At 69.9% G+C, this 24,017-nt stretch carries 21 protein-coding genes; 5 read left to right on the top strand and 16 right to left on the bottom strand.

Features of this window, described 5'->3' with window-relative positions; translation table 11 throughout:
- Nucleotides 1-323 precede the first annotated feature (323 nt).
- The gene (locus ACT3S3_RS09620; RefSeq protein WP_301443415.1) at nucleotides 324-740 is read left to right on the top strand and encodes a Fur family transcriptional regulator; all 417 of its coding nucleotides are present in this window, start codon (nucleotides 324-326) and stop codon (nucleotides 738-740) included.
- Between the two features lie 44 nt (nucleotides 741-784).
- Here ACT3S3_RS09620 and ACT3S3_RS09625 read toward each other — a convergent pair whose 3' ends face one another.
- The 16 genes from ACT3S3_RS09625 to ACT3S3_RS09700 form a co-directional block, all read right to left on the bottom strand.
- A complete protein-coding gene (locus ACT3S3_RS09625) occupies nucleotides 785-1,939 on the bottom strand; it encodes a VIT1/CCC1 transporter family protein (protein WP_301443414.1) in 1,155 nt (384 codons plus the stop codon).
- On the bottom strand, nucleotides 1,936-2,661 hold the full coding sequence (locus ACT3S3_RS09630; protein WP_301443413.1) for an isoprenyl transferase: 726 nt from the start codon (nucleotides 2,659-2,661) through the stop codon (nucleotides 1,936-1,938). The genes ACT3S3_RS09625 and ACT3S3_RS09630 overlap by 4 nt, the downstream gene beginning before the upstream one ends.
- A gap of 25 nt (nucleotides 2,662-2,686) precedes the next feature.
- Nucleotides 2,687-3,490 carry a DNA repair protein RecO gene (recO, locus tag ACT3S3_RS09635; RefSeq protein ID WP_301443412.1) on the bottom strand — a complete coding sequence of 268 codons (804 nt, stop codon included), beginning with the start codon at nucleotides 3,488-3,490 and terminating at the stop codon, nucleotides 2,687-2,689.
- A gap of 64 nt (nucleotides 3,491-3,554) precedes the next feature.
- Nucleotides 3,555-4,187, bottom strand: coding sequence for a DUF4282 domain-containing protein (locus ACT3S3_RS09640; RefSeq protein WP_301443411.1), 633 nt, complete (start codon nucleotides 4,185-4,187; stop codon nucleotides 3,555-3,557).
- A gap of 269 nt (nucleotides 4,188-4,456) precedes the next feature.
- Nucleotides 4,457-5,380, bottom strand: a complete 924-nt coding sequence (gene era, locus ACT3S3_RS09645) for a GTPase Era (RefSeq protein ID WP_441579722.1) — start codon at nucleotides 5,378-5,380, stop codon at nucleotides 4,457-4,459.
- A gap of 65 nt (nucleotides 5,381-5,445) precedes the next feature.
- Complete coding sequence (locus ACT3S3_RS09650) at nucleotides 5,446-6,849, bottom strand: hemolysin family protein (protein ID WP_301442233.1); 1,404 nt, start codon at nucleotides 6,847-6,849, stop codon at nucleotides 5,446-5,448.
- Nucleotides 6,842-7,456: an rRNA maturation RNase YbeY gene (gene ybeY, locus ACT3S3_RS09655; RefSeq protein WP_301442232.1), complete on the bottom strand. Its 615-nt coding sequence runs from the start codon at nucleotides 7,454-7,456 to the stop codon at nucleotides 6,842-6,844. Before ybeY ends, ACT3S3_RS09650 begins: the two co-directional genes overlap by 8 nt.
- Complete coding sequence (locus ACT3S3_RS09660) at nucleotides 7,453-8,568, bottom strand: PhoH family protein (RefSeq protein ID WP_301442231.1); 1,116 nt, start codon at nucleotides 8,566-8,568, stop codon at nucleotides 7,453-7,455. The genes ybeY and ACT3S3_RS09660 overlap by 4 nt, the downstream gene beginning before the upstream one ends.
- Nucleotides 8,569-8,620: 52 nt before the next feature.
- A complete protein-coding gene (locus ACT3S3_RS09665) occupies nucleotides 8,621-9,442 on the bottom strand; it encodes a 16S rRNA (uracil(1498)-N(3))-methyltransferase (RefSeq protein ID WP_301442230.1) in 822 nt (273 codons plus the stop codon).
- Between the two features lie 12 nt (nucleotides 9,443-9,454).
- Nucleotides 9,455-10,600, bottom strand: a complete 1,146-nt coding sequence (dnaJ, locus tag ACT3S3_RS09670; protein WP_441582169.1) for a molecular chaperone DnaJ — start codon at nucleotides 10,598-10,600, stop codon at nucleotides 9,455-9,457.
- A 126-nt stretch (nucleotides 10,601-10,726) separates the two neighbouring features.
- Nucleotides 10,727-11,761 carry a heat-inducible transcriptional repressor HrcA gene (gene hrcA / locus ACT3S3_RS09675; protein ID WP_441579655.1) on the bottom strand — a complete coding sequence of 345 codons (1,035 nt, stop codon included), beginning with the start codon at nucleotides 11,759-11,761 and terminating at the stop codon, nucleotides 10,727-10,729.
- A gap of 87 nt (nucleotides 11,762-11,848) precedes the next feature.
- Nucleotides 11,849-13,129, bottom strand: coding sequence for a radical SAM family heme chaperone HemW (gene hemW / locus ACT3S3_RS09680; protein ID WP_301442227.1), 1,281 nt, complete (start codon nucleotides 13,127-13,129; stop codon nucleotides 11,849-11,851).
- Nucleotides 13,130-13,201: 72 nt separating this feature from the next.
- Nucleotides 13,202-13,864, bottom strand: coding sequence for a hypothetical protein (locus tag ACT3S3_RS09685; RefSeq protein WP_301442226.1), 663 nt, complete (start codon nucleotides 13,862-13,864; stop codon nucleotides 13,202-13,204).
- Between the two features lie 127 nt (nucleotides 13,865-13,991).
- Nucleotides 13,992-15,818 carry an AMP-dependent synthetase/ligase gene (locus tag ACT3S3_RS09690; RefSeq protein ID WP_444614838.1) on the bottom strand — a complete coding sequence of 609 codons (1,827 nt, stop codon included), beginning with the start codon at nucleotides 15,816-15,818 and terminating at the stop codon, nucleotides 13,992-13,994.
- Between the two features lie 219 nt (nucleotides 15,819-16,037).
- Nucleotides 16,038-16,253, bottom strand: coding sequence for a hypothetical protein (locus ACT3S3_RS09695; protein ID WP_441579654.1), 216 nt, complete (start codon nucleotides 16,251-16,253; stop codon nucleotides 16,038-16,040).
- Nucleotides 16,254-16,288: 35 nt separating this feature from the next.
- Nucleotides 16,289-18,409 carry a M3 family metallopeptidase gene (locus tag ACT3S3_RS09700; protein ID WP_441579653.1) on the bottom strand — a complete coding sequence of 707 codons (2,121 nt, stop codon included), beginning with the start codon at nucleotides 18,407-18,409 and terminating at the stop codon, nucleotides 16,289-16,291.
- Between the two features lie 81 nt (nucleotides 18,410-18,490).
- On the opposite strand from ACT3S3_RS09700, the gene ACT3S3_RS09705 reads away from it, so the two are divergent.
- The 4 genes from ACT3S3_RS09705 (at nucleotide 18,491) to ACT3S3_RS09720 (ending at nucleotide 23,983) form a co-directional block, all read left to right on the top strand.
- Entirely contained in the window at nucleotides 18,491-19,222 is a 732-nt protein-coding gene (locus ACT3S3_RS09705) for a TetR/AcrR family transcriptional regulator (RefSeq protein ID WP_301442222.1), read from the top strand.
- Nucleotides 19,223-19,226: 4 nt separating this feature from the next.
- Nucleotides 19,227-20,756 carry a carboxylesterase family protein gene (locus ACT3S3_RS09710; protein ID WP_441579652.1) on the top strand — a complete coding sequence of 510 codons (1,530 nt, stop codon included), beginning with the start codon at nucleotides 19,227-19,229 and terminating at the stop codon, nucleotides 20,754-20,756.
- A gap of 72 nt (nucleotides 20,757-20,828) precedes the next feature.
- Nucleotides 20,829-22,043: a MalY/PatB family protein gene (locus tag ACT3S3_RS09715; RefSeq protein WP_301442220.1), complete on the top strand. Its 1,215-nt coding sequence runs from the start codon at nucleotides 20,829-20,831 to the stop codon at nucleotides 22,041-22,043.
- 17 nt (nucleotides 22,044-22,060) lie between these two features.
- Nucleotides 22,061-23,983, top strand: a complete 1,923-nt coding sequence (locus ACT3S3_RS09720; protein ID WP_301442219.1) for an ABC transporter ATP-binding protein — start codon at nucleotides 22,061-22,063, stop codon at nucleotides 23,981-23,983.
- Nucleotides 23,984-24,017 lie beyond the last annotated feature (34 nt).

Here is a 24,017-nt window from a genome sequence, read left to right on the forward strand (position 1 = left end):
GGGGGGGTTATCGCGGGTCCCGGCCACGCTGTCCTCCGAAGAGGATGGGGCCTTGTTCCCCGTTTGGTGGGATGGACTTAGGGGGGGACAAGCCATCCCTGGGGAACTGGCCTTAATTTACGGGTGCCCAGCCACCCCTGTCAAGTCCGACACCACGACCTCAGAGAAACCACCCTCACCTGCATTTTCCTCGGTCACCACCCGTCGCCTCCCCGTCCCCCGAAGGTCCCACCAGCGGGGCTGCAGGACGATGCCCCGCAATGTCGCTAATACGCGACTTTTCCTTCCCGCGCGCAGGCGCGAACGGTTAGGCTGGGGGCACGATGAACACACCCCAGATCGGACAACGAAACACCCGTCAGCGTGCCGCCGTGGTCGACACCCTCGACGGGATGACGACGTTCGCCAGCGCCCAGGACATCCACGCCACCCTTACCGAGCGCGGGCACAAGGTCGGTCTGACGACGGTGTACCGCACCCTCCAGCAGCTCAACACCCAGGGCATGATCGACACCCTGCAGGACGACAGCGGGGAGATGCTCTACCGCAGCTGCAGCTCCGTGCACCACCACCATCACCTGGTCTGCACGTCCTGCCGCAAGGCCGTGGAGATCGACGGCGGGCCGGTGGAACGCTGGGCCGCCGAGGTCGCCCAGCAGCACGGCTTCGTGATGACCGGGCACACCGCCGACGTCTTCGGCCTGTGCGCCGACTGCGCGAAGAATCAACGCAAGGGCTGAGCAACCGGCAGACCCGGACGGGTCACTCCGTCGCCACGTCGCCACTACGTCGCCGCGACGTCGAACAACGTGCCCAGCGCGAACGTCGCCGCCGCGGCACCCAGGCCGATCGCCAGCTGACGCAGCGCCCGCTTCCACGGGGACATCCCCGACAGCAGCCCGACCAGCGCGCCGGTCACCAGCAGCACGATGCCCACCAGCACGCACGCCACCACGATCGACGACAGTCCACCCATGCCGAAGATCAGCGGGACCACGGGCACCAGTGCGCCGACACCGAAGCACAGGAAACTCGACACCGCCGCCGACAGACCCGACCCGCTGGACTCCGCCTCCGCGACGACCTCGTCGTCGACCTCCGCGTCGAACTCCACGTCCGCAGCGTCAGCAGTGTCCGCGGAGTCCTTGATGACCTCCAGGCGGGCGATCTCGGCGAACACCTCGCGCGCCTTGCGTCCGGCGGCCTCGGAATCCATGCCACGGGCGCGGTAGACCAGCTCCAGCTCATTGCGGTCCACGTCCAGCTTCGGCACGGCCGTACTCGCGTTCGGGTCCGGGTGGGACGCCTCGAGCAGCTCCTTCTGGCTCGTCACCGAGACGTACTCCCCCGCCGCCATCGACAACGCGCCGGAGAGCAGCCCGGCGATGCCGGCGGTCAGCATCGTCGCCTGCCCGGCACCCGCGCCGTACATGCCGAGCAGAAGAGCGAGGTTCGACACCAGACCGTCGTTCGCCCCGAAGATCGCCGCACGGAAGTCGCCGGACATCTTCGCCCGCCCCCGGGCCGCCAGACCACGCACCACCTCGGCGTGGATCGCCTCGTCCGCCGCCATCTGCTCGGTGGCGTCCTCGTCGGAGAGGTAGTGGTTGCGCGACTCCGCCGACTGCAGCAGCGCCAGCACGAACACCGACCCGAACCGACGCGCCATCCACGCCATCAACCGGGTGTTGACCCCCGCCTTACGCGGCAGGCCGACGTCGTCGCCGAGCCGCTCACGCCAGTACTCCTCGTGCCGCGACTCCGCCTCCGCGATCGCCAGCAGGATCTCGCGCTCCTCCCCGGTCCGCTTCCGGGCGAGCTCGCGGTAGACCGCACCCTCCGCGCGCTCGTCGGCGAGGTAGCGGCGCCAGCGGTTGAGCTGCTGCCGCGTCGGCGCAGCGTCCGGTGTGTCGTCCGGTGTCTCGTCCGGTGCGGTCATTTCACACCCCCGAACCGTCGGTCACGTCTGGCGTACTCCAGCACCGCGGCCTGCAGGTGCTCCGGGGTGAAGTCCGGGAAGAGCACGTCCTGGTACACCATCTCCGCGTACACCGACTGCCACGGCAGGAAGTTCGACGTTCGCTGCTCGCCGGAGGGGCGCAGGAAAAGGTCCACGTCGGGCATGCCCGGGTCGTTCATGTAGGCCGACAGGGTCTTCTCCGAGATCTCCCGCGGCTTCATCCGCCCGGCGGCGACCTCCGCGGCGATGGCGCGGGTGGCGTCGGTGATCTCGGCGCGTCCCCCGTAGTTCACACACATGACCAGCGTCAGGCGGGTGTTGTCCTTCGTCTGCTCCTCGGCCTTCTGCAGCTCGGAGATCACCGAACGCCACAGCCGCGGCCGGCGCCCCGCCCACACCACGCGCACACCCTTGGCGTCCAGCTCGTCACGACGCCGACGCAGCACGTCCCGGTTGAAACCCATCAGGAAGCGCACCTCGTCGGTGCTGCGCCGCCAGTTCTCCGTGGAGAACGCGTACGCCGACAGGTAGCCGACCCCCAGCTCCAGGCACTCGTCGACGATGTCCATCAGCACGCCCTCGCCCCGCTTGTGCCCCTCGGTGCGCGGCAGCCCCCGCTCCTGCGCCCACCGGCCGTTGCCGTCCATCACGATGGCGACGTGGCGGGGAATGAACTCGGCGGGGATCTCAGGTCTACTCACGACCAATATTGTGCCAGACCACCACTCACAGGGACGAGAAAGCACGGCAGGGGGTCTCCGTCTGGTTGCGCACGTGCGACACCAGCAGCTCATGGGCGATACCCAGCACCCGGGGGCCGTCGGACGCCGCGGCGACCTCCGCGACGGCCGCCAGGTCGCCCGCCCTCCCGCGCGAGAGCAGCCACAGCACCCGCACCGACTGCGCCGGCGGCGTCGACGCCCCGGGAGGACGGCACGACGTACAGACCGCCCCACCCGCCAGCGGGTGGAACGCCCGGTGCGGGCCCGGGCGCCCGCACTGCGCGCAGTCCACCAGGCTCGGCGCCCAACCTGCCATCCCCAACGCGCGCAGGACGAACCGGTCCGCCTGCGTCCGCGGCGGGATCGCCGGGACGTCCTGCGCAATATCCGGTGCGGCGAACGCGGCGAGCGACTCGTCGAGCAGGTCGACGACGTGCGCGGCGTCCTCTCCCGACCCCTGCACCGTCAGCTCGGCGACCTCCAGCATCGCCACGCCGGCGTAGAACCGGTCGACGTCCGCGCTGACCTGCGGGGCGTAGGTGTGCACGGTGACGGCGTCGGTGACGTTCGCCAGGCCCCCGTCCGGCTTCGACCGGTTGCGCCCCGGATAGACCTGCACGTTGACCAGGCAGAACCGGTCCAGACGGGCGCCGAAGCGCGACTTCGAGCGTCGGACGCCCTTGGCCACCGCACGGACCAGGCCGTGTTCACGGGTCAGCAGCACCACGATGAGGTCCGCCTCCCCCAGCTTGTGGGTGCGCACCACGAAGCCCTCGTCCCGGTACTGGGGACGAGGGCTCCTGGACATGGTGACCAGTCTACGACTGGTCGGCCGGTTGCCGTCTACCGAGGCCTACCGAGGCCGGACGACGTCAGTGCCGGCCGGTGGAGCGGTCGTCGCGCTCCAGCAGACGCTGGTCGATCGCCTGCGCCGACTGCGCGATACGGATGTTGGAGAGGTAGAACTCCAGCATCATGCGCAACGACATCAGCATGAACAACATGCCGACGGTGAGGATGATGATCCCGAACAGGCCGAGGAAGAAACCGCCCACCCCGAGCTCGGCGGCCGGGACGAACAACGCGAAGAGCACGTAGCCCACCCACATCAGGGCGATGAAGGCGAAGCCCAGCGCGTAGGCGAACTTGATGATCGACGGGGTGGCATAGCGGGTGAAGCTGAAGTCAAACAGCGCGGAGAAGAAGGAGTCCTGGCCGGTACCCACGCCCTGCCCGGGGCCGGACGGTGCGGCATGGGCGCCGTAGGCGTAGGAGTCGTCCCCCGACTGCGGCTGGGCACCGAACGAGGGGAACGCACCCGGATTCGGGTTCGAACCTGCGCTGGAACCCGCGCTGGAACCCGCGCTGGAACTGCCGGCTGAGCCGTCGCCGGGGTTGCTCCACCGGTTCGGACGGTACTCGCCGTTGCTGTTTCCGCCGTTGTTGCCGTTCTCGTTGCCGTTCTCGTTGCCGTTCTCGTTGCCGCTGTCGCCGGGCGTGGTCATCAGTGTCTCCTGGGAAGCTGGTGATTGGTCCCGTCGAGAATATCACCACGCCCCCAGGAATCCGGGCCGAGCGCGCAGAGCGGAGAGTGACCCAGAAGGGCGGAAATCGAGCGTGGGATGCTTGAACCGGTCGATTCAACCATCCCACGCTCGATCTTCGCCCCTGCGTCTGCGGGCACCGGGTACCAAGTTGGACCTGGCGGCGTTGAGTTGCCCTAACTCACCGCCGCCAGGTCCAACTTGGTACCCCGGCAGAAGGTCGGTGCCCTCTAGAAGCCCAGGCGCCCGAGCTGCTTGGGGTCGGACTGCCAGTTCTTGGCGACCTTCATCCGCAGATCCAGGTACACGTTCTGGCCGAGCAGGTCGATCAGGCTCTGGCGGGCGTTGTGGATGATCCGGCCCCACCGGCGGTTGTCCTTGCCGCGCAGGATGCGCTTCTGGCCCTCGCGCTCCAGGAAGATCACCGCGTGGACCTCGAGGACGTTCTCTCGCTCCTCGGACGGCAGGACCTCGTCGATCTGGACCGCCACCGAGTGCGGCAGCTCGTCGTGCAGGCCCGACAGCGCGGCCTCGCGGATCAGCTCGGACATCCGGGTGTCCCGGTCGTCGTCGGTGACGTGGTCGTCCGGGTAGAACTTCGGCCCCTCCGGCAGCAGGCCGGTGAACACGTCCAGCAGGACGTCGAGCTGCACGCCGTCGGCGGCGGAGACCGGCACGACCTCGCCGGCGTCCAGCAGGTCGTGCAGCGCCATCAGCTGTGCACCGACCTCGTCCTTCGACGCCTTGTCCAGCTTGGTGACGATACCGACGACCGGGGTGCGCGGGGCGGCCTTGCGCACCGCGTCGAGGATCCAGCGGTCGCCGGGGCCGATCTTCTCGTCGGCCGGGATGCACAGCCCGATCACGTCGACGTCGGCGTAGGTCTCCTTGACGACCTCGTTGAGCCGCTCACCGAGCAGGGTGCGCGGGCGGTGCAGCCCCGGGGTGTCGACCACGATGATCTGCGAGTCCTCCCGGTGCACGATGCCGCGGATCGGGTGACGCGTGGTCTCCGGCTGGTCGGCGGTGATCGCGATCTTCTCCCCGACCAGCGCGTTCGTCAGCGTGGACTTGCCGGTGTTCGGGCGGCCGACGAAGCTGACGAACCCGCTGCGGAAGCCCTCCGGCGCACTGAAGTCCACCGGCGCCACCATGGCGTCGGACGGGACGTCCGCCTCGTCGGGGAAGTCCGGGAAGTCGGGGAAGTCGGGGGTCTCGCTCATGGTCGGTCCTGCTCTCTGTCGGTCATGCTGTCATTCTCGCTGTCGGTCATCTCAGTATCCCCTGCGCCGTCGCCACCGGCATCATCGGCGGGATCGTCGGGTTTCGTCGGCCCGGACACCACCACGGTGCGTACCTTCACCCGGCCTCGCCGGTCCCTGCCACCTTCGCACACCATGTGCAGTCCGGCGACGTCGAACTCCGCACCGGGCAGCGGCACCTTGCCCAGTTCATAGGCGGCCAGCCCGGCGACGGTGTCGACCTCGTCGAGGATCTCCTCGGGGAACTCCAGGTCCACGTCCTCGTAGAGTTCCTCGAGGTCACCGAGGCTCGTCCACGCCTCGACCCGGAACACGCCGGGGTCGAGGGGTTCGACGGCCACGTCGTCGCCGTCGTCGTACTCGTCGCTGATCTCACCGACGATCTCCTCGAGGATGTCCTCGATGCTCACCAGGCCCGCGGTCCCGCCGTACTCGTCGACGAGCACGGCGATGTGCACCTGGTCGCGCTGCATGTCCTCCAGCAGGTCGTCGAGGCTGCGCGAGTCCGGGACGAAGACCGGCGGACGCATCACGGTGCTCACGGGCACGGAGCGGTCGGCACGTGTGGCGTCGTAGGTCTCGGCGACGAGGTCCTTGAGGTACACCACACCGACCACGTCGTCGACGCTCTCCCCGACCACCGGCACCCGGGACAGACCCGAGCGCACGCACAGCCGCACGGCCTGGGCGGCGGTCTTGTCGTCCTCGATCCAGAGGATCTCCGGACGCGGCACCATGATCTCGCGGGCGGTGGTGTCGGCGAGGTCGAAGACCGACTGGATCATCCGGCGCTCGTCGACCTCCACCACGCCACGTTCCTGGGCGATGTCGACCATCTCGCGCAGCTCGATCTCGGTGGCGAACGGGCCGGTACGCAGACCGCGCCCGGGGGTGACCACGCCACCCAGCCAGACCAGCACCCGCGCCAGCGGGCCCAGGACCTTGCGGAAGACCACCAGCACCGGGGCGGCGCGCAGCGACACGCTGTAGGGGTTGCGGCGTCCCACCGTGCGCGACACCACCCCGACGATCACGTAGATCAGCAGGGTGACCAGCACGATCGCGGCCACGAGGGCCCATCGGCGATCACCGATAACCTCGAGGGCGACCATGGTGACCAGCACCGCGGCGGAGGCCTCGCACACGGTGCGCAGCAGGACGAGGAGGTTGATGAAGTCCGGTCGTTGCTGCACGACCTGCAGCAGCCGGGACGCCCCCGGCCGCTCGTCCTTGACCATGGACTCCACACGGGCCACCGACAGCGAACTCATCGCCGTCTCGGTCGAGGACAGCACCCCCGCCAACGGCAGGATGACGAGTAGCGCCACCACCGCCGCGAGGATGACCGCAGGATCAGGCATCCGGTTCCGGCTCCCCCGCCGACTCCCCCGGCTCACTGAACGGCGGCGGCACCGGGTTCACCCAGCGGTCCGTCCCGGCGTCCGAGGCGCTGGGGAACGCCGCGGCACCGGTGGGCTTCGGCCCGAAGGACACCCCGCGCTCCTTCTGCGAGTCGTACCAGTTCACCAGGATCTCGTTCTGCAGCGCGAACATGCGCTGCTCCTCCTCCGGCACCACGTGGTCGAAGCCGAGCAGGTGCAGCACACCGTGCACGGTCAGCAGGTCCAGCTCGTGGGCCAGGCCGTGGCCGGCACGTTCGGCCTGACCGCGGGCGAACTCCGGGCACAGCATGATGTCGCCGAGCACGCCCGGTCCCGGGGGCGGGCCGTCCTTGCGTCCCCACCCCGGGGTGAGCTCGTCCATCGGGAAGCTCATCACGTCGGTCGGACCGGGCAGGTCCAGCCAGCGCACGTGCAGGTCGGCGATGGTGTCCAGGTCCACGACGTGGATGGACAGCTCCGCCGAGGAGTGCACGTCCAGGCTCCACAGGGCGAAGCGGGCGACGTCGATCAGCTCCTCCTCGTTGACCTCGCCGAAGCCGGACTCGTTGAAGACCTCGATGCTCACCGGGTACCCCTCTCGTTGCGGTTCTTACGTTCCTGGCGTTCCTGCCTGTCGAGCCGGTCCTGGCGGGCCAGTTCCGCCTCCTCGGCCTGCTCCGTCTCGTAGCGGTCGTAGGCCTGGATGATGCGTCCGACCAGGTGGTGGCGCACCACGTCGGTGGAGTCGAAGTCGGTGACGGTCACGCCGTCCACCCCGGACAGTATCCGGTGCGCCACGCTCAGCCCGCTGGACTGGTGGTTCGGTAGGTCGACCTGGGTGAGGTCGCCGGTGACCACGATCTTCGTGCCGAAGCCCAGGCGGGTCAGGAACATCTTCATCTGCGCCGGGGTGGTGTTCTGCGCCTCGTCGAGGATCACGAAGGCGCCGTTGAGCGTGCGCCCACGCATGTAGGCCAGCGGGGCGACCTCGATCACGCCGGACTCGATGAGCCGCGGGATGGACTCCGGGTCGAGCATGTCGCGCAGGGCGTCGTAGAGGGGGCGCAGGTAGGGGTCGATCTTGTCGCCGAGGGTGCCGGGCAGGAAGCCCAGCTTCTCGCCGGCCTCCACCGCCGGACGCGTCAGGATGATCCTGCTGACCTCGCGCTTCTGCAGCGCCTGCACGGCCTTGGCGACGGCGAGGTAGGTCTTGCCCGTACCCGCCGGCCCACTGCCGACGACCACGGTGGACGCGTCGATGGCGTCGACGTAGCTGCGCTGGCCCACCGTCTTGGGACGGATCGACCGGCCGCGGTGCTCCACGATGACCTCACCGGTGACTGCGGCCATGCTGCCGGACGCTGCATCGGACGCGCCGCCGGGCAGCGCCTCGCGCGCGGCCTCGTCGGCGCGGCGGTCGGTCTCGTCGACCAGTTCGATGGTCCGGCGGGTCAGGTCCGGGCTCACCTCGGAGCCGCGCACGGCCATGGCCTCCAGCTCGCGCAGGACGCGACGGGCCCGCGCCACCTGCGAGGCCTCGCCCCGCACGGTCACGTGGTTGCCCCTGCTCAGCAGGTCGGCGTCGATGTGGTCCTCGATGATGCGGAAGTTCTCGTCGGCCATGCCCGACACCGTCTGCGCGGTCTCGGGGTCGAGTTCGACGGAGGTGGAGGCGATACGCCTTGGTGGTTGCTTCAAAACTCTTCCGGGTTCTCCTGTGGATGTGTGACTTGGTGTCGTCACGTGAAGTTTAGCGCCCCCACCGCGTGGTGAGCACCCCGATGGCGCCGAGCGCGACGGCCGCGGCCGTCGCCGTACGCAGCACCTCCGGGCCCAGGACGATCGCCTGACCGTCCTGCGCGCCCGTCACCGCCGCGATCTCCCGGTCACTGACACCTCCCTCGGGCCCGACGACCAGGACGACCTCGTCGACGTCGAGGTCGACGTCACGCAGCGGCGTCGCCGCGTCCTCGTGCAGGACGAGGACGCGCACGCGCGCCGCAGCGTCCTGTCCCTCGTGCTGGTCCTCGTCCTGGCCCCAGGGCCGGTCTGCCAGGTGCGCGGGTAGCTCGGCGATGTCGGTGAGCAGGTCGCCCACGTGGGCGCCGGACAGGCGGCGGGACTGCTTCATCGCAGAGACCGCGGTGGCCTCCCAACGTGACCGTGCCTTCGCGGACTTGTCTGCCTTGTCCGACTTGCCCGTCCAACGCGACACGCAGCGATCGGCCTGCCACGGGATGATCCGGTCCGCACCGGCCTGCACGGCCAGGTCGACGGCCAACTCGGCGCGCTCGGACTTCGGGATGGCTTGCACCACCGTGACCCGCGGGCGCGGGGTGTCCTCGTCGACCCGGCGCTGACCCGTCACTGTCCCACCGGAGCCACCGGAGCTGTTCCACGTCCCGGCGACACCCGTCCCGGAACCGTCGGTGAGCACCACCGCCTCACCCTGGCGGATGCGCTTGACCGAGGCGTGCTTCGCCTCGGAGGCGGGCAGGGTGAACTCGCCGGTCTCCCCCACCGCGGCGAGCTGCGCGGTGAGGTCGGGGACGACGAAGACGGGGTCGGTCACGTCAGTCCTCCGCTACCGGCCGAACTTCTGGCGCAGCCGCGAGAACAAACCGCCGGAGTGCTCGTCCCCGGAGGACTGCAGGCCGGCGACGTGGCCGGTCTCACCACGGAACTGCTCCAGCAGCTCGCGCTGCTTCTTGTCCAGCTCCGTGGGCACGGTGACGTCCACGTGCGCCACCAGGCTGCCGTGGCCCTCGCGGCGCAGGTGCGGCATGCCCTTGCCCTTGACGCGCACCACGGCCTCCGGCTGCGTACCGGGCTCCACGGTGACGGTGGCCACCGAGTCGTCCAGCAGCGGCACCTCCACCGTGGTGCCCAGTGCGGCGTCCACCATCGGCACGTTCACGGTGACGTGCAGGTCGTCGGCGTCGCGCAGGAAGTAGTTGTGCTCCTTGACCTGGACCTCCACGTAGAGGTCGCCGGCGGGGCCGCCGCCGGGGCCGACCTCACCCTCGCCGGACATGCGGATCCGCATGCCGTCGCGGATGCCGGCCGGGATCTTCACCTCGATGTCGCGGCGGGCGCGCACGCGGCCGTCGCCGGCGCACTCCTGGCAGGGGTCCTCGATGATCTCGCCGACACCCTGGCACCGCGGGCAGGCGCGGGCGACCTGCACCCGGCCCAGGATCGACTGCTCGATCTCCATGACCTGGCCCTGACCGTGACAGGTCGGGCAGGTCACCGGGGCGGACTTCGACTCCGAACCGGAACCGTCGCACTCCTCGCAGAGCACCGCGGTGTCCACGGTGACGTCCTTGGTCACACCGGCGAAGCACTCGTCGAGGGTCAGCTGCAGGCGCAGCAGGGCGTCGTTGCCCGGGCGCACGCGCGAGACCCGCGGGCCGCCGGCGCCACCGGCACCGCCGCCGAAGAAGGCGTCGAAGATGTCGCCGAAGCCGCCACCGCCGAACCCGCCGGCACCGCCACCGCCGCCGGGGCCCTGCTCCTCGGGGTCGCCGCCGGCGTCCACGATCTGCCGCTTCTGCGGGTCGGTGAGCACCTCCTGCGCCAGGGAGGCCTCACGGAACTGCTCCGCGGCCTCCTCGGACGGGTTCACGTCCGGGTGGTACTTGCGGGCCAGCTTGCGGTAGGCCTTCTTGATCTCGGCGTCCGACGCGTCACTGCTGACACCGAGAATTCCGTAGTAGTCACGTGCCAAGGTGGCTGTTTCCTTCTCACCGTTAGTTGGGGACTGTCCATCATCCGGCCCCGGGGCTTTCCCCGGCGGGCCGAAAACCGGGGCCCGAAAAGGCCCCGAAAATCACCCCGACAAGTGTAGTACGTCCTACTCGCCGGCGAGAATGCGGGAGACGTAGTGGCCCACCGCCTGCACCGAGCTGATCGTACCGGGGTAGTCCAGGTACGTGGGCCCAAGCACCCCCATACCGCCCATGACCTCGTCGCGGGCACCGTAACCGGTGGACACCACCGCCGCGGACTGCAGCTCGGCGGTGCCGTTCTCCTCGCCGATGGTCACGCTGACCCCGTGGTCGCGCGCCGTGGAGAGCAGCCGCAGCACCACGACCTGTTCCTCCAGGGCCTCCAGCACGCTCTCCAGCTCGCCGGCACGCACCAGGTTCGGTGTGCCCGCCAGGATCAGCCGGTCGGTGGGACGCTCCAGCATCGTCTCCACGAGCACCGTCGCGCAGTTCAACGCCGGGGCGCGCAGGCGCGGCGAGACCCGTTCGTCGTCGCCGGCGGCCATCTCGGCGATGGCCGCGGAGGCGTCGTCGAGGGTGTGGCCCACGAGGGTCTCGTTGATCAGCTCGCGCAGCTTCGGCAGGTCCTCCGCCGACAACGGGTCGGCGAGGTCCACGTTGCGCTGTTCGACCTGCCCGGCGTCGGTGATCAGCACCAGCAGCAGCCGGGTGTCGCCGAGCTGCACGATCTCGCAGTGCTTCACCCGCCCGCGACGCAGGTCCGGGATCTGCACCACCGCGACCTGGCGGGTGAGCTGGGCGAGCAGCTGCACGCTGCGGCGCAGCACGTCCTCCATGTCCACCCCGTCCTCGAGGAAGCCCAGGATCGCGCGGCGTTCCGGACGGCTCAGCGGCTTGATCTGAGCGATGCCGTCGACGAACGTGCGGTAGGCCTTCTCCGTGGGGATGCGCCCGGAGCTGGTGTGCTGCTGGATGATGTAGCCCTCGGACTCCAGCACCGCCATGTCGTTGCGGACCGTCGCCGAGGACACCCCCAGCCGGTGACGCTCCACCAGGGCCTTGGAACCGACGGGTTCGTGGGTGGAGATGAAGTCGGCGACGATGGCGCGCAGCACCTCGGCACGCCGTTGCTCGGTCCCCGTCATCGCCTTAGCCGCCATGGTGTGTGCCCTGCCTTTCTGTCTCCCGCCAGTATGGCACGCACCCCCGGGCACGTGTCATCCCTGCTGTGCTCATCCCTGCCGGGTTCATCCCTCTTCGGCGAGCAGGATGTCGGTGATGATGCCGTCGGCCAGCAGCCGGCCGCGGTCGGTCAGGCGGGTACGCCCGTCGACTCGCTCCAGCAGGCCGAGCTCCACGTGGTGCTCGACGGCGGACGCCGCGGACGCCAGCACCTCGTCCGCCAGCCCCTCGCGCAGCCGCAGGCCCAGCATGACCCGCTCAGTGTGCAGGTCGCCGCGGCTCAGCGGCTCCACGGTGGTCACCGGGCTGCGCCGCTCGGACGCTCCGTCAGTGCCGTCGGCCCCGTCCGTCCCTTCGCCGAGCGCCTCGGCGTAGCGCCGCGGCAGCTTGGCGTTGACCAGACGGGTGATACCGCTGAACTCTGTGCCGGACGTACCGGACGCGTCAGCCGCGACCGGCTCCACGCCGCGGCCGGTGACCGGGTCGTCCACAAGCCGCACACACCCGTGGGCGCCGGGGCCTGCGCCCCACCACTGCCCCGAGCGCCAGTAGACCATGTTGTGGCGGCACTCCCCGCCCGGGCGCGACCAGTTCGACACCTCGTACCAGCCCATACCCGCCTCGCTGAGTGCCGAGTCGATCATCTCGTACCGGTCGGCGTAGACGTCCTCGTCGGGCTGCGGCAGCAGACCCTTGCGCACCTTGCGTGCCATCGCCGTGCCGTCCTCCACGATCAGGGAGTAGGCGGAGACGTGGTCGACGCCGGTGGACAGCACCTGGTCGAGGGTGAGCCGCAGGTCGTCGTCGGTCTCGGTGGGGGTGCCGTAGATGAGGTCGAGGTTGACGTGCTCGAAACCGGCGGCCATCGCCTCGCGGGCGGCCTCCGTGGCGCGCCCCGGGGTGTGCGTGCGGTCCAGGACCTTCAGGACGTGGCCCGCCGCGGACTGCATGCCCAGCGACACCCGCGTGTAGCCGGCCTCCAGCAACGTGTCGAAGAACTCCGGGGACGTCGACTCCGGGTTCGACTCCGTGGTCACCTCCGCCCCCGGCGCCAGGCCGAGGGTGCGCTTGACGGCGCCGAGCACGCGCGCCAGGCCGTCCGCCCCCAGCAGCGACGGTGTGCCGCCGCCGAGGAAGACGGTGGACGGCGGGCCGGTGCGGTCCCAGTCACACGCGGCGAGGTCGAGCTCGGCCTCCAGCGCGGAGAGGTACGTCGACATCGAGGAGGAACCGGTCTCCCCCGGCGTGTAGGTGTTGAAGTCGCAGTAACCGCACCGGGTGCTGCAGAACGGCACGTGGATGTACAGGCCGTGACGGTCCTCGGGGATGCGGGTCATTGGGACCATGCTATCGGTCGGACGCCACGGGGCCGCAGCGGGGCCGCAGCGGGGCCGCAGCGGGGCCGGGCCGGGGCAGTCTCAGCCGGCGGCGACGCGGCGTGAGCGGATCTTCGACAGCACCTGCTCCACCCGGGCGCGCTCGGCGAGGAAGCGCGGCGGGGCCTCGCCGCGTAGTTCGCCGACCAGCGCGGGGTGGTCGCCGACGACCTCGCCGCGCCAGCGCGACGCCACGTCGCGCGCGTGCTTCTCCGCCCTCGCCAACGCCTGCGGCAGCAGGACACTCTGATCCTCGACCGCCAGGCGGGTCTGCTCCACCGTCCACTCCGCCAGGTCGGCGAGCATGTCGGTGAGTTCGGTGTTGCGCCGGCGCAGGTTCACCCGCAGCGTCGCCGTGCTCACGATCGGTGCCGGCTGCGGCTCGACCGGGGTGACCGCGTGGTCGCGCAGGAAGGACAGGGTGCGTCCCGGGTGGTTGTCCACCACCGTGGCCGACAGTGACCCCGAGCGGATACCGGAGACGAACGCCTGACGCAGACCGTTGAGCTCGGCGAGCGCGGCACGGACCTCGGCGCGTCCCACGGAAACGGACTCCGCGAGTTCCAGGAGGCAGTCCTCCACGAGCTCCTCGTCCCAGTCCGCCATGGACTCGGAGAGGTTCTCGATGAGTTCGGCGACCTCGTCGCCGATGTCGTAGACGCTCTGGGTGAGCTCGCGCAGTCGCAGTCGGGCGGCGTCGTGCACGGATGGCTCCTCTCGGCAGCGTCAGAAGTCGGTTTATCTCGCGGGTCGCGACTGAAGGACAGTCTAGGACACGACGAACCCCGGCCCATGGAGGCTGGGCCGGGGTGGTGTCGGGGATTACCAGAATCTAGCGGGAGGTGTAGATCCAGGCGATGTCGTCGGCGAAGTGCTCGGCGACGGTGTGCCGCTTGACCTTCATCGACGGGGTGACCTCGCCGTCGTCCTCGGTGAAGTCGCGTCGGCAGATGCGGAACTTCTTGATGCCCTCGGAGTGCGAGACGGTGTCGTTGGCCTCGTTGATCGCGTCCCGGATCTCGGCGCGCAGCACCGGGTTCTTCGCCAGCTCCTTGACCGAGGTGTCGGCGTTGAGGCCGTTGCGCTTGCGCCAGCCGACCAGGGCCTCCTCGTCGAGGGTGATCAGGGAGCCGACGAACTTCTCGTTGTCGCCGACGACCATCGCCTGGGAGATCAGCGGGGCGGAGCGCAGGATGTCCTCCAGCGGCCCCGGGGAGACGTTCTTGCCACCGGCGGTGACGATGATCTCCTTCTTGCGCCCGGTGATCTTCAGGTGGCCGGTGGGCAGCAGCTCACCGAGGTCGCCGGAGATCACGAAGCCGTCGTCGCTGAAGCTCTCCTTCGTGGCCTTCTCGTTGTTCCAGTAGCCGTCGAAGACCACGGTGCCCTTCATCAGGATCTCACCGTCGTCGGCGATGCGCACGGTGTTGCCGCCGACCGGCTTGCCGACGGTGCCGATGATGTTGTCCGGCTCGAAGTTCACCGCGATCGCCGCGGTGGTCTCGGTCATGCCGTAGCCCTCGTAGATGCGCACGCCGATGCCACGGAAGAAGTGCATGAGCTCCGGGTTCAGTGCCGAGCCGCCGGAGATGGCGTACTGCAGCTCGCCGCCCATGGCCGCCTTGACCTTGCCGTAGACCAGCTTGTCGTAGACGGTGCGCTTGACCTTCAGGCCCAGCGAGGGCCCCTCGGCGGAGTCGAGGGCCTTGGAGTACTCCACGGCGGTCTTCTCGGCGCGCGGGAAGATCTTGGCGCCGATGCCGCCACCCTCGGTGGCCTTGGTCTTCACCCCGGCGTGCACCTTCTCGAAGACGCGCGGGACGCCGAGGATGAGGTGGGGCTGGGAGCGCTGGAACTCCGGCACCAGGGTGGACATGTCCGCCCAGTGCGACTGGGTCGCCCCACCGATCGTCGTGGCCAGGGAGACCGCGCGCGAGAGCACGTGGGCCAGCGGGAGGAAGGTCAGCGTGCGGTTGCCCTCCACGGCGATGCCGCCGATGGGGTGGGTCAGGATCGCGCGCGCCTCGCCGAGCCAGTTGGAGTGCAGCAGCCGACAGCCCTTGGGCCGTCCGGTGGTGCCGGAGGTGTACACCAGGGACGCCAGGTCGGAGGACTTCGTCGCGGCGATGCGCTCCTCGACCTGCGCATCGTCGACGTCCTTGCCTTCCTCGACGAGGGTCGCCACGGCACCCTCGTTGAAGGACAGGACGCGGCGCAGGTGGGCGGTGCCCTCCACCGGCTCACCCTCCTTGACGAAGGTGCGCAGGCGCACGGCGTGGCCGGACTTCTCGGCGATGCCGAGGCGCGCGCCGGAGTCCTGCACGATCCACTCGCACTGCGAGGTGGACGAGGAGGGGTAGATCGGCACGGAGACCGCACCGGCGGCCATGATGGCGAAGTCCAGCAGGCTCCACTCGTACCGGGTGTCCGACATCAGCACCACACGGTCGCCCTGGCCGATGCCGTTGGCGATGAGTCCCTTGGCGACGTCGTAGACCTCGCGCAGGAACTCGTCGGCGCGCACGTCGACCCACTCGAACTTCCGCGGACGGCTGTACAGGATGGTCTGGGGACGCTTCAGGGCATTGTCCCTGATCGCGGTCAGACAAGTCTCGTTCTCGCCGACGGTGTACAGCGCCTCCGAGGAGTACTCCTGCATGTCTCTCCAATCACAGTGATGTCAGGTGGTCGTTCAGCTCACACCCGGGAACCCTGCGTGTTCCAGTCCACAACGCTAGCTGACGTCTGTATCGATATAATGAAAATCGCGAATCCCGTGGGGCACAGGCGGGATGTCAGAGGAAGTAGCTGATCAGCCAGGCCACCACGAGCAGGACGATCAGCAGGATGAGGGCCTGCCTCACTCTGGAATGGTGCTTCACCGTTTCTGCCTTTCCTCTCGCGTCTCGCCGGACGGTCCGTCCGCCGGTCCGAAGGCCTGCCGCTCCTCGTGGCTGAGGGGAAGCAGGCCGAAGGCCACCTTCATCAGCACCACGGCGATGACGGAGGCCACCAGCACCAGGACGATCAGGACCAACGGGGTCTGCAGCCACAGCGGGAGGTCGAGGACCCATTGTTCTATGCCGTCAGTCACAGGAAACGATCCTACCTTCCAGTCCGCGCGGGAGGTTACCCCGCCGAGTCCGCCGCCCCTGCGAGCCCACGACGGCGCAACAGCGGCTCCACACTGCGCTGTTTACCGCGGAACATCCAGAAGGCGTCGTCGTAGTCGATCGTCGCCCCGCGCGACAGGACCATGCGGCGGAACCGGTCACCTGCGAAGCGCACGTCGTCCGGGTCGACCCCGTCACGCCCGGCGGCGTCGGTGTCGACGAAGCCCTCGAATCCGTCGGCGTCGAGCACCTCGGCCCACAGGTAGCTCCAGTAGTCCGCCGAGTAGCCCCCGGCGAAGATGTGGTTGAAGTAGGTCGAGGAGTACCGCGGCGCCAACGCCGGGGCGTCCGCGCCACCGCCCACCGCGCCGAAACCGGCGGCCTCCAGGGCGTCCTGCTCGAAGGACGCCACGTCCGTGACCGCCGCCGCCTGCGCGGGGGTGAGCCGGTGCCACGCCAGGTCCAGCCAGCACGCCGCGAGGTACTCGGAGGTGGAGAAGCCCTGACCCCACGCCGCCTGCCGGCGCACCGCGTCCACCATCTCCTGCGGCAGCGGCTCCCCGGTCTCCACGTGGCGGGCGTAGTTCGCCAGCACCGCCGGCTCCAGGGCCCAGTTCTCGTTGATCTGGCTGGGGAACTCCACGAAGTCCCGCGGCACGTTCGTGCCGGACAGGCTCGGGTAACGCACGTCGGACAGCAGCCCGTGCAGGGCGTGGCCGAACTCGTGGAAGACGGTCATCACCTCGTCGATGCTCAGCAGAGCCTCGCCCCCGGCCTCACCCTCAGCGGGTTTGGCGATGTTGAGCACGTTGACCACCACCGGCGTCTGGCCGAGCAGGTTGTTCTGGTCCACGAAGCTGCTCATCCACGCCCCGCCACGCTTGGTGGGACGGGCGTACATGTCGGTGAGGATCAGGCCGATCGCCTGACCGCCGGCCGCCTCTTCTTCCCTGACCTCCCAGACCCGCACATCCGGGTGGTAGCCCACGAGATCCTCGCGCGGGGCCACGGTGATGCCGTATAGCCGTTGCGCGGCGAAGAAGGCCCCGTCGCGCAGCACACGCTCCAGCGGGAAGTACTTCTTCATCTCGGCCTCGTCGACGTCGAGCTCCTCGGCGCGCAGCTTGGCCGCCCAGTAGGGCCAGTCCGACTCGGTGAGGGGGTCGCCCGCACCGGACTTGTCGAGTGCCAGCTTGTACTCGCCGGCGGCGTTGGCCACCGCCGCCGGGGTGAGCGTGCCCAGCAGGTCGTCGACCGCGGCGAGCGAGCCGGCGGTCTCCTCCTCGGCGACGAACTCCGCGTGGTTGGGGTACCCGAGCAGTTCCGCCCGGCGCGCCCGCAGCCGGACGATCTCCAGCACCACCTCGTCGTTGGTGCCGCGTCCACGGGCACGGGACGCCTCGGTGACGCGGGTGCGGGCGGCCGGGTCGTCGAGCTCCTCGATGACCGGCTGCACGCTCGGCAGACCCAGGCGCACCAGCCAGCCGTCCTGCCCGGTCTCGGCGGCGTCGGCGGCGAGCCGGCGCCTGTGCGCCGGGCTCAACCCCGCCAGGTCGTCCTCGTCGGTGAACAGGACGGCACCGGCGTCGGTCGCGGCGACGAGGTTGCGTCCGAAACGCGTCGAGAGTTCCGCCAGGCGAGCGTCGATGGTGGCCAGCTCGGTGCGTCCGGCGTCGTCGAGGGCGGCGCCGCCGCGGCGGAAACGCCGCAGCCAGTGCGTCAACAGAGCCTCGTCCTCACTGCCCTCGGGGAGCTGCGACCGGGCGGAAAGGGCATTCACCCGGGCGAAGAGGCCGGCGTCCATGTTCACCGCGCTGACGTGCTCGGCGAGCTCGGGGGCGACGGTCTCCTCCACCGCCACGACCTCGTCGGTGGCGTCCGTGCCGGCGTAGTTGAAGACGATGGCGAGCACCCGGTCGAGCAGCTGACCGCTGGCCTCCAGGGGCTCCATGGTGTTCTCCCACGTGGGCTCCTGCGGGTTCGCCACGATGGCGGCGATCTCCGCCCGGTGGTCGACCACACCGGTGCGGAAGGTCGGGACGAGGTCGCTGAGCGCGATCGCGCGGAAGTCGGGCAGCTCGTGGTCGAGGTCCGAGGGTTCGAGCAGGGGGTTTCGTGAAGTGGTGTCGCCGGTCATGCGCGCCAGCTTAACGTGCCGCCCGACGGGGATCAGGGGGCGGATACACCCGAGATATTTATTTTCCGTAGTATATCAACCATGTCAGCCCCGGTAGAATACAGCACCACCACCACGCCCACCGACGAGAAGGCGCCCGTGAGCTCGTCGAACACCACGTCAGACAGCTCGTCAGACAGCTCAAACGACAAGGCGAAACCGCGCCGCCGGGCACGAAACCGCCGTGCCGACGGGGAGCGCTCGCGCCAGCGCATCCTCGCCGCCGCCACGCGGATCGCCGCCGAGCGCGGGTACGACGGGACGAGCATCGCGGAGATCTGCCGGGAGTGCGGGCTGCCCGCCAGTTCCCTGTACTGGCACTTCCAGGACAAGGACGACCTGATGTCCCAGGTCATCTCGAAGAGCTTCGACGCCTGGAACAAGGCCTGGGACATCCCCGTCGACGAGGACATCCTGCAGCACCTCCCCCAGATCGCCGAGCAGCTCCTCGACGCCCTGGAGAACCACCCGGAGTTCATCCGCCTGTGCCTGCCTCTGGCGTTGCAGAAGCGCAGCGACGACCCCAGCCCGCGCCGCATGTACCTGCAGATGCGCGCCGACGTCATCGCCCGGCTCTCCGACATCGGCGCCGCCCACTTCGCCCACGTCCCGGAGCACCGGCGGACCGCCATCGTGACCTACATGGTCTCCGGGGTGGAGGGGCTGTTCGTGGACCACGAGATGAACGAGTCGTCGAACCTGCGCCGTCAGCTGGACCTGCACGCCATGGGGGTCATCTCGATCATCATGCAGGAAGCCAGCAGCCACCGCTGACCCGATGAGGACCGACCCCGCCACCGGCGACCCGTTGCTGTGCACCCCGTCCGGCACCGTGCGGGGATCCTGGCGTGAGGACCCCGACGCCGGACGCCACCGCGTCGCCGTGTTCCGCGCGGTGCCCGTCGCCGCACCCTTCGACAGTGGCGACGTCCTCTTCGCCACGCCGCGACCGGCCCCGGCGTGGGAGGGCACGCTGGACTGCACCGACACCGCCGGACGTCGCGGGCTGCGCGCCGCACACACGGCCACGGTGTACTGCCCGTCCGGCGGGCCCGGGGCACTGCCGGTGATGGCGTGGGTCCACGGCGGACGGTTCGAGACCGGCCACGCCGACGAACCCTGGTACGACGGCTGCGCCCTCGCCCGCGAGGGCTGCGTGGTCGTCGCAATGAACTACCGCAAACGCTTCGAGGGCTTCCTGCCCCTGCCGGGCCCGGGTGCTCAAGGAGCAGAAGAAGGTGCAGACGCCGCCACCTTCCGGGGCGTCGAGGACCTGTTGCTCGGTCTGCGGTGGATCAGGGACTGCGCCGGAATCGCCGGCGGTCTGGACGCCGACGCCGACCGGGTGACGCTGGCCGGCCAGTCCGCCGGCGGTGCCCTCGTCGCCTGGCTGCTCACCGACCCCCGTGCCACCGACCTGTTCCACCGGGCCGTGCTGATGTCACCGGGCGCCCCTCGTCGCGGCTGGACGCAGCGCCGGCTGACCACGCGTCTCGCGTTGCGCGCCGGCCGTGGCGGCCGTACCGGCCGTGGCGTCGCGCGCGCGCCGTCCGTCGACATGCTCGCGTCGTTGACCCCCACCCAGCTCAGTGCGTCCTACCGACGCTTCGCCCGTATGCACCTCACCGACTGCGCCGTGGGCGTGTACCCGCTGGACCCCGGCACGCTGCGTGCGGTGCCCGTGCTCGTGGGCACGATGCACGACGAGTTCGTGCGCTTCCCGCTCGTGCGCCAGACCGACGGTCTCCTGCGCCGCGTGCTGGGCCGGGGGCTCCGCCTGCCGGGGACGGTGGACGCCCGGCTCCTCGCCCCGTCGATGCGGGGCCTCGGCGTGCCGCTGCGCCACCTGCGTGCCTGGTGCCGGGTGGTGGGGACCACCGCCCCGGTGCACCCGTTGGGACGCACCGTCGGCGACCGGACGATCCGGCGCTGGGCCTCCGCCGTCGCCGAGGCGCTCGCGGGAACCGGCGGGCAGGTGTGGGCCTACGAGTTCCGCGGCCGTCCCGGCATCCCGGCCCAGCACTGCGCGGAACTGCCGCTGCTCTTCGACCGTCTGAACGTGGACACCACCGAGGTCGAGGCCGTGTGCGGGCCGGACGCGCAGCACCGGCTCGGCCGGCCGGGCGGGGTCGGCGAACAGTTCCGCACCACCGTCGTCGACTTCGTCCACGGCCGGGACCCGGACTGGGAACCCTTCGGCACACCGGCGCGCACCGCGCGCGTCTTCGACATGGGTGGCGACGCGCAGGACGCCACCACGCGCGACCCCTGGCGCGCGGTACGTACCCTGCTGGGCCCGCTGTACTGAGGCCACCTGCAGCCTCCTCCCGCTGTCCCCTGCATCCTCCCGCGTCCGGGGGTGGCGGTTAGAGTTGTCGGCATGGCTCTCACCTTCCCCACCCTCGACACCCTCCGCAACCGCCGCACCATGAAGTGGACGGCCTACGAGCCCGACGTCCTGCCCCTGTGGGTCGCCGAGACCGACTTCGACACCTGCCCCGCCGTCGCCACCGCCGTGCGCGACGCCGTGGACCGCGAGTACTTCGGCTACCCCGAACTCGGTGCCGGCTCACAGCTGCTCGCCGAGGCGCTGGCGTCGTTCTCCCAGGCCCGCCACGGCTGGACGATCGACCCGGGCAACGTCACCGTGGTCCCCGACGTGGTCAAGGGCATCGTCGTGGCCGTCGACAACCTCACCGCACCCGGCTCGTCGATCGTGGTCCCGCTACCGGCCTACCCGCCGTTCCAGAAGGTGCCGGCCGCCACCCGCCGCCCCGCCACCTACGTGCCCATGGGCACCGGCGACGACGGTGAGGCCGTGTTCGACCTCGAGGCCCTCGAGCGCGCCTTCACCTCCACCGACAACCCCCACGGGGTGGGCAGCATGATCCTGTGCAACCCCTTCAACCCGCTGGGGCGCGCCTTCACCGCCGGGGAACTGCGCGCGGTCACCGACCTGGCCGCCAAGCACCACGTGCGCGTGATCTCCGACGAGATCCACGCCCCGCTGGTCTACTCCGGCAACCACGTGCCCACCGCCACCGTGTCCGACACCGCCGCGCAGGTCACCGTCACCGTGACCGCCACCTCCAAGGGCTGGAACACCGCCGGGCTCAAGTGCGCCCAGCTGATCACCACCAACAACGACGACACCCGCGACATCGCCCGGCTCTCCAACCTCGTCACCGGCGAGGCCTCCACCATCGGTCTGGCCGCCGCCACCGCCGCCTACACCGGGGGCCTGGACTGGCTCACCGAGGAGGTCGACTACCTCGCGGCGAACTGGCGTCACCTCGCCGAGCGCCTGCCCGAGGTGCTGCCCGGCGTGCGCCTGCCGCAGGAGGAGGCAACCTTCCTGGCGTGGCTGGACGTCTCGGACGTCGACCGGCTGCGCGGCGCCGACGGCACCGTCACCGCACCCGCCGCCCGGCTGCGCACCCTGGCACGCGTGGGACTCAACGAAGGCACCGACTTCGGACCGACCGGTGCCGGCCACGTCCGGCTGAACTTCGGCACCTCCCGCGAGATCCTCGACGAGGCCCTGGACCGTATCGCCGCCGCCGACCTGCGGAGCGGAGCCCCGTGCGAAGCCTGACCCGAATCGTCAGCTCCATGAAGGAGCTGTGGCCGTACTACACGATGGTCATCATCGCCGCGACGGCCACCGTGCTGCTCTCCCTGGCCTCGCCGTTCCTGATCAGCCACGCCACCGACACGATCGTGGGCTCGGTCGGCGGGTCGATCTCGACCGAGGCAGCCACCCGCACCGTCATCGGCGTGGCCCTGGGCCTGCTCGCCGCCGAACTCGCCCACACCGTGATCCACAACGTGGGCGGCTGGTTCGGCGACGTCATGGCCATGCGCATGCGCCAGATCCTGTCGAACCGCTACTTCGCCAAGCTGCTGGCCCTGCCGCAGAGCTACTTCGACCGGCAGATCACCGGCACCATCATCTCCCGGCTGGACCGTTCGATCATGGGGCTGACCCAGTTCCTGCAGTCCTTCGCCAACAACTTCTTCTCCATGGTGCTCACCGTGATCGTGGTGCTGGCGATCTCCGCCTGGTACTACTGGCCGCTGGCCCTGCTGCTGATCATCATCTTCCCGATGTACCTGTGGCTCACTGCGCTGACCAGCAAACGCTGGATGCGGTGGGAGAAGACCAAGAACGAGCACATCGACACCGCCCAGGGCCGCTTCGCCGAGGTCGTCGGCCAGGTGAAGGTGGTGAAGTCCTTCGTCTCCGAGCTGCGCGAGCTGCGCCTGTTCCAGACCCACTTCGCCGAGACCGTGGACGTCACCAAACGCCAGTCGCGCTGGTGGCACATGATGGACATCTTCCGCATGGCCGGCATGAACCTGGTGTTCTTCGCCATCTACCTCGTGCTGTTCCTGCGCACCCTCAACGGCTCCTTCACCATCGGCGAACTGGTGCTGCTGGTGCAGCTGGTGGCGATGGCGAAGCAGCCGGCCACGATGATGAGCTGGATGGTCGACTCCGCCCAGCGCGCCGCCGCCGGCTCGAGGGAGTACTTCGAGGCCATGGACGAGCTCGAGGAGCCGACCACCTCGCCGGTGCTGCTCGCCGCCTCCCGCGAGTACGGCCCCTCGGTGGTCGACGCACAGGCCGTGGAGGACGCCGTGCCCTCCCCGCCGGAGCCCGTCCCCGGCTGCGACCGTCCCGGCGGCACCCCCGTGTTCGAGTTCGACGACGTGAGCTTCGGCTACGACGCCGACGAGCAGGTCATCCACCAGGTCAGCTTCGCCGCCGGGCACAACGAGAAGGTCGCCCTGGTCGGCGAGTCCGGCGGCGGCAAGTCCACCCTGGTCAACCTGCTGCTGGGGCTGTACCGTCCGACCGACGGCACGCTGCGGGTCTGTGGCCACGACATCCGCGAGCTCTCCGCCGCCCAGCTGCGTGGCATGGTCGGCGTGGTCTTCCAGGACGCCGCACTGTTCTCCGGCACCATCCGGGAGAACATCGCCTACGGGCGTCCCCACGCCACCGACGAGGAGATCCGCGAGGTCGCCGAGCGTGCCAACGCCGACGCCTTCATCCGCAACTTCCCCGCCGGCTACGACACCCTCATCGGTGAGCGCGGCCTGCGGCTGTCCGGCGGGCAGAAGCAGCGCATCGCCGTGGCACGCGCCATGCTGAAGGACGCCCCGATCCTCATCCTCGACGAGGCCACCTCCGCCCTGGACACCCGCGCCGAGCGCGCGGTGCAGGCCGGTCTGGAGGAGCTGATGGTCGGACGCACCACCCTGGTCATCGCCCACCGGCTGTCCACGATCGCGACGGTGGACACCATCGTCACCCTCGACGCAGGACGGGTCGACGAGACCGGTTCGCCCGCCGAGCTGGCGACCAGTGGCGGCATCTACGCCGAGCTGCTGCGCCTCACCGCCAGTTCCTCGGACGCCGACCGCGCCCGGCTGCGCCGCTTCGGCTTCCACGGCGACGGTGGGCCGGAGGTCGACTCGGAGGAGAGCGGGGAGAGCGGGGCCCACCCGGAGGAGTCGGCAGACTCCTGACCCTCCTCACGCACCGAGGGGCGAAGATCGAGCG

It is taken from the genome of Corynebacterium sp. AOP40-4SA-5 (assembly GCF_052377355.1).
Lineage (GTDB): Bacteria > Actinomycetota > Actinomycetes > Mycobacteriales > Mycobacteriaceae > Corynebacterium.

Coding starts and splice junctions, on each gene's coding strand:
- ACT3S3_RS09700 (WP_441579653.1), bottom strand. CDS start 18,409: ATGACCGGCGACACCACTTCACGAAACCCCCTGCTCGAACCCTCGGAC.
- ACT3S3_RS09640 (WP_301443411.1), bottom strand. CDS start 4,187: ATGACCACGCCCGGCGACAGCGGCAACGAGAACGGCAACGAGAACGGC.
- ACT3S3_RS09650 (WP_301442233.1), bottom strand. CDS start 6,849: ATGCCTGATCCTGCGGTCATCCTCGCGGCGGTGGTGGCGCTACTCGTC.
- era (WP_441579722.1), bottom strand. CDS start 5,380: ATGGTGGCGCCGGTGGACTTCAGTGCGCCGGAGGGCTTCCGCAGCGGG.
- ACT3S3_RS09720 (WP_301442219.1), top strand. CDS start 22,061: ATGAAGGAGCTGTGGCCGTACTACACGATGGTCATCATCGCCGCGACG.
- hemW (WP_301442227.1), bottom strand. CDS start 13,129: ATGGTCCCAATGACCCGCATCCCCGAGGACCGTCACGGCCTGTACATC.
- ACT3S3_RS09705 (WP_301442222.1), top strand. CDS start 18,491: ATGTCAGCCCCGGTAGAATACAGCACCACCACCACGCCCACCGACGAG.
- ACT3S3_RS09620 (WP_301443415.1), top strand. CDS start 324: ATGAACACACCCCAGATCGGACAACGAAACACCCGTCAGCGTGCCGCC.
- ACT3S3_RS09710 (WP_441579652.1), top strand. CDS start 19,227: ATGAGGACCGACCCCGCCACCGGCGACCCGTTGCTGTGCACCCCGTCC.
- hrcA (WP_441579655.1), bottom strand. CDS start 11,761: ATGGCGGCTAAGGCGATGACGGGGACCGAGCAACGGCGTGCCGAGGTG.
- ACT3S3_RS09625 (WP_301443414.1), bottom strand. CDS start 1,939: ATGACCGCACCGGACGAGACACCGGACGACACACCGGACGCTGCGCCG.
- ACT3S3_RS09715 (WP_301442220.1), top strand. CDS start 20,829: ATGGCTCTCACCTTCCCCACCCTCGACACCCTCCGCAACCGCCGCACC.
- recO (WP_301443412.1), bottom strand. CDS start 3,490: ATGTCCAGGAGCCCTCGTCCCCAGTACCGGGACGAGGGCTTCGTGGTG.
- ACT3S3_RS09690 (WP_444614838.1), bottom strand. CDS start 15,818: ATGCAGGAGTACTCCTCGGAGGCGCTGTACACCGTCGGCGAGAACGAG.